The 14658-nt window shown below is 61.8% G+C and carries 12 protein-coding genes; 8 read left to right on the forward strand and 4 right to left on the reverse strand.

Features of this window, described 5'->3' with window-relative positions:
- Window positions 1–135 precede the first annotated feature (135 nt).
- The 6 genes from FJ953_RS16175 (at window position 136) to FJ953_RS16200 (ending at window position 6607) form a co-directional block, all read left to right on the forward strand.
- Window positions 136–1614 (forward strand): sugar ABC transporter substrate-binding protein, encoded by a 1479-nt coding sequence (locus FJ953_RS16175; RefSeq protein WP_140496539.1) that lies wholly within the window; start codon window positions 136–138, stop codon window positions 1612–1614.
- Between the two features lie 78 nt (window positions 1615–1692).
- Window positions 1693–2652, forward strand: coding sequence for a sugar ABC transporter permease (locus FJ953_RS16180; protein WP_140624784.1), 960 nt, complete (start codon window positions 1693–1695; stop codon window positions 2650–2652).
- Window positions 2649–3539: a carbohydrate ABC transporter permease gene (locus FJ953_RS16185; RefSeq protein WP_140496543.1), complete on the forward strand. Its 891-nt coding sequence runs from the start codon at window positions 2649–2651 to the stop codon at window positions 3537–3539. The genes FJ953_RS16180 and FJ953_RS16185 overlap by 4 nt, the downstream gene beginning before the upstream one ends.
- 10 nt (window positions 3540–3549) lie before the next feature.
- Window positions 3550–4647, forward strand: coding sequence for an ABC transporter ATP-binding protein (locus FJ953_RS16190; RefSeq protein ID WP_140496545.1), 1098 nt, complete (start codon window positions 3550–3552; stop codon window positions 4645–4647).
- Window positions 4648–4678: 31 nt separating this feature from the next.
- Window positions 4679–5842: a mandelate racemase/muconate lactonizing enzyme family protein gene (locus FJ953_RS16195; RefSeq protein ID WP_140624785.1), complete on the forward strand. Its 1164-nt coding sequence runs from the start codon at window positions 4679–4681 to the stop codon at window positions 5840–5842.
- Between the two features lie 24 nt (window positions 5843–5866).
- Window positions 5867–6607 carry a ribonuclease activity regulator RraA gene (locus tag FJ953_RS16200; protein WP_140496549.1) on the forward strand — a complete coding sequence of 247 codons (741 nt, stop codon included), beginning with the start codon at window positions 5867–5869 and terminating at the stop codon, window positions 6605–6607.
- A 763-nt stretch (window positions 6608–7370) separates the two neighbouring features.
- On the opposite strand, the gene FJ953_RS16205 is transcribed toward FJ953_RS16200, so the two are convergent.
- Window positions 7371–7772, reverse strand: a complete 402-nt coding sequence (locus FJ953_RS16205) for a hypothetical protein (protein ID WP_140513305.1) — start codon at window positions 7770–7772, stop codon at window positions 7371–7373.
- Between FJ953_RS16205 and FJ953_RS16210 the strand changes: the two genes are divergently transcribed.
- The gene (locus FJ953_RS16210; protein ID WP_140496551.1) at window positions 7759–8103 is read left to right on the forward strand and encodes a hypothetical protein; all 345 of its coding nucleotides are present in this window, start codon (window positions 7759–7761) and stop codon (window positions 8101–8103) included. The genes FJ953_RS16205 and FJ953_RS16210 overlap by 14 nt on opposite strands.
- Window positions 8104–8218: 115 nt before the next feature.
- On the opposite strand, the gene ggt is transcribed toward FJ953_RS16210, so the two are convergent.
- From ggt to FJ953_RS16225, 3 genes are all read right to left on the reverse strand, one after another.
- Window positions 8219–9958: a gamma-glutamyltransferase gene (gene ggt, locus FJ953_RS16215; protein ID WP_140560848.1), complete on the reverse strand. Its 1740-nt coding sequence runs from the start codon at window positions 9956–9958 to the stop codon at window positions 8219–8221.
- 214 nt (window positions 9959–10172) lie between these two features.
- Window positions 10173–11465 carry an L-rhamnose catabolism isomerase gene (rhaI, locus tag FJ953_RS16220; RefSeq protein ID WP_140557661.1) on the reverse strand — a complete coding sequence of 431 codons (1293 nt, stop codon included), beginning with the start codon at window positions 11463–11465 and terminating at the stop codon, window positions 10173–10175.
- 87 nt (window positions 11466–11552) lie between these two features.
- Window positions 11553–13655, reverse strand: a complete 2103-nt coding sequence (locus tag FJ953_RS16225) for a bifunctional rhamnulose-1-phosphate aldolase/short-chain dehydrogenase (protein ID WP_140624786.1) — start codon at window positions 13653–13655, stop codon at window positions 11553–11555.
- A gap of 187 nt (window positions 13656–13842) precedes the next feature.
- Here FJ953_RS16225 and FJ953_RS16230 point away from each other — a divergent pair, with 187 nt between their 5' ends.
- Window positions 13843–14646 (forward strand): DeoR/GlpR family DNA-binding transcription regulator, encoded by an 804-nt coding sequence (locus FJ953_RS16230; protein WP_140496559.1) that lies wholly within the window; start codon window positions 13843–13845, stop codon window positions 14644–14646.
- Window positions 14647–14658: the final 12 nt, after the last annotated feature.

The raw sequence follows: 14658 nt of genomic DNA on the forward strand, positions 1-14658 counted from the left end.
TGACAGGCAATTCATGATCTGAAAACGTACAAGGCTCCCGAACGGGTACACAGATACAAAGACGTCCTGCGATCAAACGAGCAAGACCGCTTTGCCTCGCCGCAAAGCGGCATGGGAGAACCAGGGAGGATACCTATGACGAGGATTATACTCGGCAGTGCGGTCCTGCGCGGCACTGTCGCCAGCGTTTTGGCGGCATCACTGATGTCCACATCGGCGCTGGGCGCGCCGCCGGTCGACCTCAGCAAGTGGTCGCCGGAATATGTCCGCGCCATTGCGGGCACACAGGATTTCGACACGGCGGCCGATTGTGCCAAGGTCACCCCGCTGGACTACAAGGGGCGACTGACCTTCTGGTATCAGGGCGTTTTCGAGGGCGACCCCGACCTCCTGCGCCAATACTACAAGGAATTCTTCGAAACCTTCCGCAAGACCTATCCAAACATCCAGCTCGAGGAACAAGCCCTCACCTATAACGATCTTCTCGACAAGTTCCGCACCGCGCTCCTCGGCAATGCCGCGCCGATGGCGGTCCGCTTGCAAATCCTGGGTGGTACCGAATTCGCTTCAAAAGGCTATCTGCAGCCGCTGAAGCCCGAGGACGTGGGCTATTCGACCGAGGACTTCTGGCCCGGCGCCATGAAGGCCGTGACCTGGGACGGGGTGACCTACGGCATTCCAACCAACAACGAAACGATGGCGTTCATCTGGAACGCCGACATCTTCAAACGCGCCGGCCTCGATCCGGACAAGCCACCGGCAACCTGGGACGACGTCATCAAGTATTCCAAGCAGATCCACGACAAGCTCGGCATTGCCGGGTATGGCCTCGTGGCTCGCAAGAATGCCGGCAATACGCCGTATCGCTTCATGCCGCAGCTATGGGCCTATGGTGGCGGCGTCTTCGACGAAGCGGCGGCAAACCCGACCTATGAGCAGGTCGAGCTGGACAGCCCGCAGAGCAAGGCGGCGCTGCAGGCTTCCTACGACATGTATGTTCGCGACAAGTCGGTTCCGGTTTCGGCACTCACCAACCAGCAGGCCGATAACCAGCCCCTGTTCGTCGCCGGCCAACTCGGCATGATGATCTCGCACCCCTCCGACTACAATGTCATGCTCGACCTGCAGAAGAAGGCGACGGGCACCGACAAGGACAAGGCGCAGACCGTCATAGACAACATGCGCTACGGCCTGATCCCGGCCGGGCCCGACGGCAAGCGCGCCGTCGTGTTCGGCGGCTCGAACATCCACATCCTGAAGCCCGAATATGTCGAAGGCGGCAAGGTAGACGAGCCGGCGGCGAAGGCTATCATCTGCATGTGGACGAGCCCTGAATGGTCGCTGAAGATGGCCTATGCCGGATCGAATCCCGGCAACCTGAACGGCTTCAAGACCAAATGGATGAAGGAACGTCTGGACAACATCAAATTCCTCGATGTCACGACCTCGATGCTGCCATACGGCATCCCGTTCCCGGCGCTGCCGCAGGCCCCGGAGATCATGAACATCATCGTCCCGGACATGCTGCAGAATGCTCTGACCGGAGCGATGACCGTCGACCAGGCGGCGGACGACGCGGCCCAGAAGGTGAAAGACCTGATGGGCGGGCTCTAGCCTGCGCCTGACCCACGACCTGACCGGCTGCGCTGACAGCGCAGCCGGTTCGTTCCGAAGAAACAAGGGCATACCATCGTGACGATCGTGACCGGCAAGGCCGAGGCGCGCCGAAAATTGCAACCCGGCAGGTCCGGTGCGCTGCGGGATATCTGGGAGCATCGCGCCGACTACGCGTACGTGCTGCCCGCGATCGCCGTGATGCTCATCGTCATCGCCTATCCGATCTACTACACGATCGAGCTGTCGTTCTATAAGACGCCGCCCGGCTTGCAGCTTCGTGACAAGACCTTCATCGGCTTCGACAACTACACGGCCATCCTCACCAGCGAGGTGTTCTGGAAAGTCACCTGGAACACGCTGATCTGGACATTCGGGTCCACCTTCATCTCCTTTGTCCTGGGGTTTGCCACTGCGCTGGCGCTCCACCGCGACTTTATCGGCCGCGGTATGCTGCGCGCTATCCTGATCATTCCCTGGGTCATCAGCGCGGTCGCCGCCTCCTATATCTGGAAGTGGATCTACCATTCGGATTTCGGCATCATCGGCGCAGTGCTGGTCGGCCTCGGATTGGCCGACCGACCGCCGAATTTCATCGACAACGTCAGCACGGTTCTCCCCTCGCTGATCGTCGTCAATATCTGGCGCGAGTTTCCGTTCGCCATGATCATGATGATGGCGGGCCTGCAGACAGTCCCCGAGCAGTTGCTGCTCGCCGCGAAAGTTGACGGAGCCAATGCCTGGCAGCGCTTCTGGCACGTCACCTTCCCGCATCTGCGCAACGTCTCGGTGGTGACGATCCTGCTGCTGGCAGTGGCCAACTTCAATTCCTTCATCATCCCCTGGATCATGACCGGCGGCGGGCCGTCGAATGCATCGCATATCTGGATCACCCATATTTACGAACTCGCCTTCGGCCGGCAGCGCTGGGGCGTGGCATCGGCCTATTCGGTGCTCCTGTTCATCATCCTGATGACGCTGGGCTACTTCTACGTCCGTGCGCTGAGCGGCAACGAGCGGAAGGAGGGCGGCGCATGAGCGCGATTGCCGAGACGGTCTCCCGAGGCCAGACCCGTCGCCGTATGCGCGTCGACGGGTGGCGGTGGGCCGGGCGCATCTTCCTCGTTTTCATGCTGCTTTATACGGCGTTGCCGATGATCTGGATGCTGATCACCTCGATCAAATCCGGGTTCGCGGCGACGCAATTCCCGCCGCAATGGTGGCCGGACGAGCCGACCCTCGCCAGTTATCAGAAATTGCTCGATCCGCAGAACAGCGTCGGCCAGGACTTCCTCCGCTTCTTCTGGAACAGCCTGTTCGTGTCGACCGTCACGACAATCCTTTCCGTAATCGTGGCTGTCCCCGCGGCCTACGCTTTTTCGCGCTTCAGTTTCCCCGGACGGAACTTCCTGTTCTTCGCCGTTTTGCTGCGCAACATGTTTCCGGCAGTGATCTTTCTCGTGCCGCTCTTCATCCTGATGCGCGCGATCGGCCTGGTGAACACGCACGGCTCGCTCATTCTCACCTATCTGACGTTCGGGCTGCCGCTGGCGATCTGGCTGCTCAAGGGCTTCTACGACAACATCCCGGTGCAACTCGAGCAAGCGGCGCGCATCGACGGCGCAACGCGGTTCCAGGCCTTCATCCTGATCGTGATGCCGCTCTCGACGCCCGGGATCATCGCCACCGCGATCTATTCCTTCATCGGCGCCTGGAACGAATACATCTACGCCTACACCTTCCTTTCCAAGAACGAGCAATTGACGCTGCCGGTGGGCATCCAGCGCTTCTTCTCGGAAAACACGACGGACTTTCCGGGCCTGATGGCGGCCAGCTTCATGATGAGCGTGCCCGTCGTGGTGCTGTTCCTCGTCCTGCAACGATACTTCGTACGCGCCCTTACAGAAGGCGCGGTCAAGCATTAGGGAGTTGCCAATGGCCCACGTGGTCCTCAAAGATCTCGTCAAGACCTATGGCGGCTTCAAAGCTGTCAACGATGTTTCGCTGACGGTCAATGACGGCGAGTTCGTTGCGCTGGTCGGCCCGTCAGGCTGCGGCAAGACAACCACGCTCAATCTCGTCGCGGGGCTGACCTCGATCACATCGGGCGACATCGTCATCGGAGACCGGGTGGTCAATGATCTCGACCCCAAGGACCGGGACATCGCAATGGTGTTCCAGAACTACGCGCTGTACCCGCAGAAATCGGTCTACAAGAACCTGGCGTTCCCGCTGCAGATGCGGAAACTCTCCAGGGACGAGATCGACAAGAAGGTCAGGGAAGCGGCGCGCGTTCTCGACATGACGCACCTGCTCGAGCGCAAACCGCGGGAACTTTCGGGCGGGCAGCAGCAGCGCGTCGCCCTTGGCCGTGCCCTCGTCCGCGACCCCGCTGTGTTCCTCATGGACGAGCCGCTCTCCAACCTCGACGCCAAACTGCGCGTGCAGATGCGATCCGAGATCAAGCGCTTCCACCAGGACCTCAAGGCAACGATTATCTACGTGACGCACGACCAGCTCGAAGCCGTGACCATGGCCGACAAGATGGCGGTGATGAATGGCGGCTATCTGCAGCAATACGATTCACCGGCGCAGGTCTTTGCCCATCCGGTCAACATGTTCGTCGCCAGCTTTATCGGCAGCCCGGCGATGAGTCTCATTCCGCTGGAGGCTTCGACGGCAAACGGCAGCACCGCGCTGACCAGCGCGGAAGGCTGGACGCTTGAGCTGTCGCAACTCAACGCGCGCAAGGTCCAGGGAGCGACCACCAAGAAGGTCGTGCTCGGCGCGCGGCACTCGACGATCAAGCTGCACAAGAGCGCGGTCCCGGGCGCCATTCCGGCCAAGGCCTATACGGTGGAGCCGACCGGAGACGTCACCTTCGTGCAAGCATTCCTGTCGGGCGCCATCGTCAACATCAGCGTGTCGCCCAACGTCGCCGTCAAACCTGATGAGCGGATCTGGCTCGAGTTCGACCAGGAGCGGATGCATCTGTTCGACGGCGAAACTGAAATGGCCCTCAAGGCCGATTGAGACAGGGGATGCGCGTGGAACGCGGGCGTGTATGACCAAGAACCTGAAGATCACCGCGATCAAGCCCTACCCGGTATGGGTGGGAACGCGCAACCAGATGCTCGTCAAGGTCGAGACCGACCAGGGTATCTTCGGCTGGGGCGAGAGCGGCTTGAGCGGTCGCGAGAAAGCCGTGGCGGGCGCGGTCGAGCACTATCGCGAGTTTCTCATCGGCCGCGACCCGATGCAGATCGGCCTGATCTGGCAGGAGGTTTACCGCAGTCAGTACTTCGAAGGAGGCCGGGTCCTGCAGGCGGCGATTTCCGCCATCGACATCGCCCTTCATGACATCAAAGGCAAGGCGCTGGGGGTGCCCGTCTACGAGCTGCTTGGCGGCAAGCAGCGCGACCGCGTGCCCACCTTCGCCTCGACCGGAGACGAGGCCGAGGGCGATGTTGCGATCGAACGCGCCCGCGAACTGCGCGCGCAGGGCTGGCAGGCGATCCGCTTCTTCCCCATCGGACAAAGCAGCAAGGACGTCTTCGAGCCGCGTGAATCGATCGGCCCTACCGCGAGCATGCTGAACAAAGCGCGCGAGGCGCTAGGCGATGAGGTGGTGCTCGGCGTCGATTATCATCATCGGCTGTCGGTGGCCGAGGCGGCGAGCTTCTGCAACAAGCTTGGCCGCGGCGTGCTTGATTTCCTCGAGGAGCCAATACGGGCCGAGACACCAGAGGCGTACGAGTCCCTTCGTACGATGACCGACATCCCCTTTGCCATCGGCGAGGAATTTGCCAGCAAGTGGCAGTTCCTGCCTTACATCGAGCGCGGCATCCACCAGTTCAACCGGCTCGATGTCTGCAATGTCGGCGGGCTCACCGAGGCGATGAAAGTCGCCGGCTGGAGCGAGGCGCACTATGTAGACCTGATGCCGCACAATCCCCTTGGCCCGGTGTGCACGGCCGCAACCGTGCATCTCGCCGCCGCGGTGCCCAACTTTGCGTGGCTAGAAACCAGGATCCCCGAAAGGAAGCTGGGTTTCGACAATTCCGACTTTTTCCCCGTACAGCCAAGGCTCGACGGGCCCGATTATCCGGTCAGCGACCTGCCGGGGCTCGGCGTCGAGGTCAATGAAGCGGCGGTCCAGGCGCAGAGTTTCCGTTTCTGGGAAGCGCCACATCTCAAGCGCCGCGACGGCTCTGTCACCAACTGGTAATTCAATTTCAACCGGAGTCCGAAAATGACGCATACTCCCGATATCACGCGGCCGCCCAAGGACCTGATCGACGCGCTAAGGGAGATCGGCGCCGCCACGGTCGCGGGCACACTTGGCCATATGGGCTTTCGCAATCCGCACATGGTCGGCCCGGTGCCGCAGAACCATGGGAAGTCGATCGTCGGGCCGGCACTGACATTGCAGTTCATGCCGCAGAGACCGGACCTCTTCACCGAGGGAGAATATGCCGATCCGGAGACGCAACTTCACAGACATGTGCTCTACCATGCGCAGGAGGGCGACGTGGTCGTCGTCGACGCGCGCGGCGACATGAGCTCCGGTGTCTTCGGCGATATGATGTCGACCTATTTCAAGGGCAGAGGCGGTGCGGGCATCGTCATCGATGGGTGCATGCGCGACCGGCCCAATGTCGAAAAGCTCGACCTGCCTCTTTGGCTGCGCGGCTGGACGCCAAATTATCATGTGCAGACCAGCATCTATCCCAATGCGGTCAACGTTCCGATTGCCTGCGGCGGTGTGACGGTGATCCCCGGCGACATCATCGTCGCCGATGACGACGGGGTGGTGGTGCTTCCCGTCGCAATGGCCCCGAAGGTCATCGAAGAATCCCAGAAACATCACGATTGGGAGGAATTCTCACGAATGAAACTCATGGGGGGCGCGCCGTTGCAACGCTACTATCCACTGCACCCAAGCGCGAACGACGAGTACGAGGCTTGGCGGAAAGCCAACGCCAAACCTTGATAGACAGGATGAGCTGACAGTCGCCAGCGCGCGTCAGCCATTCCCCCTAATTTATCCTGGCGCCGCGCTGTGCGTCGAACAGGTGCGCCTTGCGCATCATCGTCTCCAGCCCGATCTCCTGATCAGGTTTGAATGGCGGCCGATCCCGGCTCTCCGCCCGCTCGTTGACCTAAGCTGGGTTTAATCCCTGGCCACTCCAGACCTGTCCCTGCCGAAAGCTGGCGGCTTTTGCATCGGGAGATACCTGACCGCGCTGGTGGCGACACATTACCGTAACGGAAGCGGTCCTATCATTCATTCGGTGATTTTGGGCGAGGGTCGGGGATCGTCGGCCGGGACCGTCAAAATTAGGGGACCTGATATGGCCACGCAGCTTTGTCACATAGAGACAGCATTCTCGGGAACGGGCTCGGCAATGGCTCCAAAGTTCGCGGAATCATGCGCTTGGGCGAATGCACGAGGCGTAACAATCTATCAGCGTTCAAAAACGGTATGGATCGCGGCCGGCGGCTATCGAGGCCGCGATTTGAAAGTAAAGGGACGGTCGCCTGCCACCGCGCTCGCACTATGGATTGAGGCTGTCCAGTACAGAGGTTCTACATGAGGCTGACCAACGAGGCGTCCAAGGCACGCAAGGAGATCAGCATCCATCGTATCGCCGCCCTGATACCAGCTTAGGATATCGCAGGCCGTCGCCGAAAATCGATCCCCGGCCGAGCTTTGTCCATGCGATCAGCCCGGCCGCTTTGGTCGAGCTGGTTCATCATGAGCCCGCGAGCGCCAGCATGACGCTCGCCCCAAGTGCGGAACGCACCTGGCTCAACATCAAGCGGACGCCCGGAGCTGAAAATTTTACGCGGCCGCGCCTGGCGCCGCGGCTCCGGTCGCGTAAAAATGCTTCTGTCGAAGCTCGAATCAACTCCGCCATCATGTTTTCTCCAGAAGAAACGCCCATATAAAAACAGGTTGGCGGGCCGTTGCCATTCGGGCCGACACCGCTGGCGTTGCGGCGGTGGTCCGAACCCGCCAAAACGGATGGCGCGCCCTGCCGGAACGGTTTGATATCGCGGTCAACACGTAGGGAGAAACACGCGATCGGGTTGCGCTCGGCATGTGTTGATGGTTTGTTGCCGGTCAGCGGAGAACGAGTGATGCGAGAATCCATCGGTCAAGACGAATACGGGTCGACCAGCCCCTTCGATCCGGATGACCTGCCGAATTTGAATGCAATCGGTCCGGCGATGGGCAGCGGCAACGACTTCGAGAGATACGCGGTCGCCGTCATAATCGTGTTCGGCGCCCTGATCATAGGCGGGCTGATGGCCGCGTCGATGACCTTCGGCCACCGCAACGGTTTCCTGTTCGCGCTCGGCGGCGCCACATCGGCCTGGATATCGGGAAACGCGCTTCTGCTCGACCGGCCGCGCATCTACGCACTGTTCGTCGGCATCGCGGCCCTGATGCTGATCGCATCCACCGTCACGCTGATTTCGTGACGGCTTGATCGTCAATTAGAGCGGTCGTTTCACGGAAACTCAGGTCGCCCTGTCTTTTCGTTTTCGGTGCGATTGCGGACGCGGGTTCACGCGCTTGCGGAGTGCGCCAGTCCCATCAGTAGCCGAGCGCCTCGCCGGAAGCGGCGCGGCTGTCGATGGCGCCATTGTAGCGCGCGCCGCCACCCTTCCCGATTTCCGCAAGGCTCTTGCCGCCGACCAGGATGCCCGCCGCCTGGCCCCAGGTCTTGTCGCTGAGATCGAGGTGATAACCCATGCCGGCCAGCAGCCTTTCGGTGTCCGGCGACAGTCCGAACGGCTCGATATAGACCGTGTCGGGCAGCCATTGATGATGGATGCGCGGCGCGTCGATCGCCTCCTGGATGTTCATGCCGTGGTCGATGACGTTGACGATGGCTTCCAGCGTAATGGTGATGATGCGCGAACCGCCGGGGCTGCCGATGACCATGAACGGCTTGCCGTCCTTGGCCACCACGGTCGGGCTCATCGACGACAGCGGCGTCTTCTTCGGCTGGATGGCGTTGGCCTCGCCCTGGACCAAGCCGTAGAGGTTGGGCACGCCGGGCTTCTGGGTGAAATCGTCCATCTCGTTGTTGAGCAGGATACCGGTGCCGTCGGCGACGACGCCGGCGCCAAACGAGCCGTTGAGCGTGTAGGTGACCGCGACCGCGTTGCCGTCCTTGTCGATGATCGAATAGTGGGTCGTCTCCTTGCTCTCGCCGAACCCCTTCGGCATCAGGTCCTGAGAGACGCCGGCCCGGAACGGGTCGATCTTGTCGCGAATGTCCTTGGCGTAGGCCTTGTCCAGCAGTTTCGAGACCGGATTGTCGACGAAATCGGGATCTCCGAGCGCCGAGTTGCGATCGACATAGGCGTGGCGCATGGCTTCGATCATGACATGCACGGTCTCTGCCGAACCGGCGCCGAGATAGGACAGCGGGTAGCCTTCCAGCACGTTGAGGATTTCGCAGATGATGACGCCGCCGGAGCTTGGCGGCGGCGAGGAAATGATCTCGTAGCCGCGATAGGAACAGGTCACCGGTTTGAGCTCGCGCACCGCATATTGTTCGAAATCGCCCTTGGCCAGGATACCGCCCTTGGCGCCGCTTGCCTTGACGATGGCATCGGCGATGGCGCCCTTGTAGAAGGCGTCGGGGCCTTTTTCGGAAATCGCCGAGAGCGACGCGGCTAGGTCGGGTTGGACCAGCCGCTCGCCGATGCCATAGGGCTTGCCATCCGGCTTCAGGAATATGGCCGCCGCAGCTGGATCCTTCGCCAGCCTGTCGGCACCTCCGGCAAACGAGGCGGCGTCACCCTGATTGAGGATGAACCCGTCCTTGGCATAGCGAATGGCCGGCGCCATGAGGTCCTGCCGGGACAAGGTGCCGTATTTTTCGCGCGCCATCTCGAAACCGGCGACGGAGCCCGGCACGCCGACGGCGAGGTAGCCGTCGAGGCTGGCGCCTTTCACCGGTTTGCCGTCCTTGTCGAGATACATGGTCTTGGTCGCGGCCAGCGGCGCACGTTCGCGGAAATCGAGGAAGGTCGACTTGCCGTCCTTGAAGCGGACAGTCATGAAGCCGCCGCCGCCGATATTGCCGGCATTGGGATAGACGACGGCGAGCGCATAACCAACGGCGACCGCCGCATCGACGGCGTTGCCGCCCTTCTTCAGGACTTCGACGCCCACCTCCGACGCCAGATGCTGCGCGGTGACAACCATGCCGTTCTCGCCTTTGGCAGGCGCTGGCGAGGCGGCGAAGGCGGCCGCCCATGGCGCGAAAGCGATTGTGAAGGAGAGGCTGACGGCGATCAGCGTGCGGCGAGTGATATGCATGGCGAGGCTCCTGGCGGGGGACGCCTAGGAAACCGTGTTGGGGTGATCGAGTCCACTAACAATTGAGGGAGCACGAGAAAGAGCCCCACCCGGATTGCCATCCGACCTCTTCCCTAGTCTAGTGGAGAGGAGGCTGTCAGCGCTCGCGCCAGTCTCTTCTCCCCAGCGGGGAGAAGGTGGCCGCGAAGCGACCGGATGAGGGGCGGGCTCGGCCTCAGACAATGCCACCGCTGCCGCCGGCAACGGCCGGGCGTTCCGCCGCGACCTTGGCGCGGTAGCCTGCCGCCCGGTAAGCGGCGACCGGATCGATGGCGCCGCCGGTGTTCAGCCGCGCCATGGCCAAGATCGGCTCGACATCGGTGCGGTAGGCTGATTTTAGCGTCTGCGTTGCCATCAGCGCGTCATTGCCGTCCTGAAAACCTTCAAGCGCCTTGCGGTCGACCAGCAGCGCCTGCGCGTAGGCGCGCTGCACCTCGACCGCGGACAGCATCAGGCTCTCGATCGGATCGGTGACGTTGTGGCTCTGGTCGAGCATATGCGCCGGATCGAAGCCGTCGGCGCCGGACAGTTCGGCGTCGACCAGTTCGTTGAAGACCAGGAACAGCCGGTAGGGGTCGATCGAACCGGCATCGAGGTCGTCGTCGCCATATTTCGAATCGTTGAAGTGGAAGCCGCCGAGTTTCCTGAACTGGATCAGCCGCGACACGATCATCTCGATGTTGACGTTGGGCGCGTGGTGGCCGAGATCGACCAGGCAGAAGGCCTTGTCGCCGAGTTCCTTGGCAATAATGTAATTGGTGCCCCAATCCTGCACGACGGTGGAATAGAAGGCAGGCTCGTATATCTTGTGTTCGGTGAACAGCTTCCAGTCAGCGGGCAGCCCGACATAGACCTCTTTCATGGCATCGAGATAGCGCTCGAACGCCTTGGCGAAGTTGACCTGGCCGGGGAAGTTCGAGCCGTCGCCGATCCACACCGTCAGCGCCTTGGACCCAAGCGTCTTGCCGATCTCGATGCATTCAAGATTGTGCTCGACCGCTTGCCGGCGCGTTCCGGCATCGGCATGCGAGAGCGAGCCGAATTTGTAGGACAGCTTTTGGTCCCTGGCGTCGGAGAACGTATTGGAGTTCATGGCGTCGAAGCCGAGGCCGAAACGCGAGGCCGCCTGCTTCAGCCGGTTCGGGTCGGCCTTGTCCCAGGGAATGTGCAGCGACACCGTCGGTGTCGCCTGCGTCAATTGCTTGATGACGGCGCAATCCTCGATCTTGTCGAAGATGTCGCGCGGTTCGCCGGCGCCGGGGAAACGGGCAAAGCGCGTGCCGCCGGTACCGACACCCCAGGAGGGGATCGCCACCGCGAATTTCTCGACCTTGTCTCGGATCGCGTCGATGGCGATGCCGCGACGGTCGAGCCGTTCGCCGAGCGAGGCGTAGTCACGCTCGAGGTCGGCCTTGCGCGCGGCGTTGTTTTTTTCGACGACGTCAGCCGAGATGATGGTTTCGGACACTGCTGTTCCTCCCAGATTTCGTTCGGCTGGCGCTGCCCCTCATCCGCCTGCCGGCACCTTCTCCCCGTGAACGGGGAGAAGGAAGGCCTAGCGCGTAAAGCTTTGCGCGTTACCGGCGTCGACATTGACGATGTTGCCGGTCGACTTGGCCGACATGTCGGAGGCGAAGAAATAGATCGCTTCGGCGATGTCCTCGGGAAACACCGAGCGCTTCAGCATCGAGCGCGAGCGGTAATGTTCCTCGAGGTCGTCGGTCGACATCTTGTAGGCGGCGGCGCGCTGTTCCTTCCACTCGCCGGACCAGATCTTGGAACCGCGCAGTACGGCGTCCGGATTGACGACGTTGACCCTGATCTGCGCCTCCGCGCCCTCAAGCGCCAGGCAGCGGGCGAGATGAATCTCGGCGGCCTTGGCGGTGCAATAGGCGGCAGCGTTCGGCGAGGCGGCAAGGCCGTTCTTGGAGGCGACGAAAACGACGTTGCCGCCGATCTTCTGCACCCTGAACAGCCGGAACGCTTCCCGCGAGACCAGGAAATATCCCGTCGACAGGATGTCCATGTTCTTGTTCCACAGCGCCAGCGTCGTGTCCTCGATCGGCGCCGAGGAGGCGAGGCCCGCGTTGGAGACCAGAATATCAATGCCGCCGAACTCGACCGCCGTTTCGGCAAAGCCGGCGACGACCTGATCCTCCGACGTGACGTTGATGACCACGGGGCGGACAAAATCCTTGCCATAGGCCTTGGCCAGTTCGTCGTTGGCGCTGGCAAGTGCTGTCTCGTCGATGTCGGCGAGCACCACGCAGGCGCCTTCGCGCAGCAGCCGGCTCGCCGTCGCGCGGCCGATGCCGCCCGCGCCGCCAGTGACGAGCGCGATCTTGCCGGCAAGAGCCTTGGGCTTCGGCATGCGCTGCAGCTTCAGATCCTCGAGCAGCCAGTATTCGATGTCGAAGGCTTCCTGCGCAGGCAGGCCGACATAGGAGGAGACGGTCGAGGCGCCGCGCATGACGTTGATGGCGTTGACGTAGAACTCCCCCGAAATGCGCGCCGTGGCCTTGTCGCCGGCGAAGGTGAACATGCCGACGCCGGGCATCAGATAGACCACGGCATTGGGATCGCGGATGGCGGGCGAGTCCGCATGCTTGCAGCTGTCATAATAGGCCTGGTAGCCTACGCGGTATTCGGCAATGTCGTCGGCCAGCCGCGCGATGACGGCATCGACATCGGGCTTGGCCGGATCGAACTCGATGACCAGCGGCCGGATCTTGGTGCGCAGGAAATGGTCCGGGCATGAGGTGCCGAGTGCCGCCAGCGGGCGCAGATCCCTGGAATTGACGAATTCGAGCACGGCGGCGGAATCGTCGAAATGGCCGAGCTTATGGCTCTTTTCCGAGATCAGGCCGCGGATCCTCGGCATCAGCTTCGCGGCGATGGCGCGGCGTTCGGCGGGGTCGAGCGACTTGACCGCTTCGCCACCGAAAATGGCGACACCCTCGGAACGCCGCTCGAACCACTCGATCGCCTGGTTGATCACCGAGATCGTCGTTTCGTAGCATTCCTTCGGGCTGTCGCCCCATGTGAACAGGCCGTGGCTTTCCAGGATGACGCCCTTGGCGGCTGGATGGTCGAGGCAGAATTTCTCCAGCCACAGGCCAAGTTCGAAGCCCGGCCGCTTCCACGGCAGCCAGCCTATGGCGTCGCCGAAGATTTCCTTCGTCAAGGCCTTGGAATCTTTGGCGGCAGCGATGGCGATGATGGCGTCGGGATGCATGTGATCGACATAGGGCTTCGGCACGTAGGCATGCAGCGGCGTGTCGATCGAGGCCGCGCGCGGATTGAGATTGAAGGTGCAGTGGGGCAGATAACCCACCATCTCGTCTTCATGCTCGACGCCGCGATAAAGGCCTTTGAGGGCTCGCAATTTGTCCATGTAGAGCGTGGCAAAACCATCAAGCTTGATCGAAGCGCTGTCGCCGCCGGAGCCCTTCACCCACAGCACTTCCACGTCCTGTCCGGTGAGCGGATCCTGTTGCCGGATTTTCGACGATGTGTTGCCGCCGCCGTAATTGGTGACACGCTTGTCGGAGCCGAGCGTGTTCGAACGATAGACCAGAAGCTCGGGATCGCTCATCCCCCTTACCTTCGCATCATCCCAAAGATTGGCGAGGCGCGAGCCGGAGCGCTTGTCGAGCATGGGTAATCCTCCCTTGAAGCGCGGACGGTGCGCTCCTCTTTTCGTCGGGAATGTCTACGCAAGGCGGGGCTTTGTCAATCACAAACGATCAACATCAATCATATTGCACTGCACAATGAAATTATATGATCGGAAATGATTGACACTGCGCGATTTCTAATGCCAGATGGCCATGCAGGGAGGAACCATGCACGAAAAAGAGCGCCACAGGATCATTCTGTCCGCCGTCCAGGAAAAGCCTGTGGTGACGGTGCAGGAAATGGTCGACCTGACGGAGTCGTCCGAGGCGACGATCCGGCGCGATATCGCGGCCCTGCACGTGCAAAAGCGACTGCGCCGGGTGCGCGGCGGCGCCGAGGCGATCACGCCGCCACAGTTCATCGGCCTTGCCGGCCGGCCTTTTTCCGTCAACGAGACGCTCAACGCCGCGCAGAAGCGGGCGATAGCGCGGGAAGCGGTGGAGCTCTGCAAGGACGGCGAGCCGATCATCATCAACGGCGGCACCACCACCTTCCAGATGGTGCATTTCCTGACCGGCCGCCGCATGCCGATCTTCACCAATTCCTTCCCGATCGCCGAAAGCCTGCTCAAGCACTCCAAGAACACGGTGATGCTGTCCGGCGGCACCATCTACCGCGAGCAGAACATCATCCTGTCGCCCTTCGACAATGACGTGACGCGCAATTTCTACGCGCGCCGCATGTTCATGGGCGCCCAGGGGCTCGGGCCGCTCGGCCTGATGGAAGGCGATCCGCTCTTGATCCAGGCGGAACAGAAGCTGATCGATCAGGCCGACGAGTTGGTGGTGCTGGTCGATTCTTCGAAATTCCGCAAACGCTCCAGCCTGATCCTGTGCGGCCTGTCGCGCATCGCCACCGTCATCACCGACGACGGCATCGAGGACCGCGAGGCAAAGATGCTCGAAACAGCGGGGGTAACGCTGATCGTCGCCCGCAAGTCGGCAAAGGAAGAATCTTCGCTGCAAGCCTGAGACACCCTCACG

The sequence above is a fragment of the Mesorhizobium sp. B2-3-6 genome, from assembly GCF_006442305.1.
In the GTDB taxonomy this organism is placed as follows: Bacteria; Pseudomonadota; Alphaproteobacteria; order Rhizobiales; family Rhizobiaceae; genus Mesorhizobium.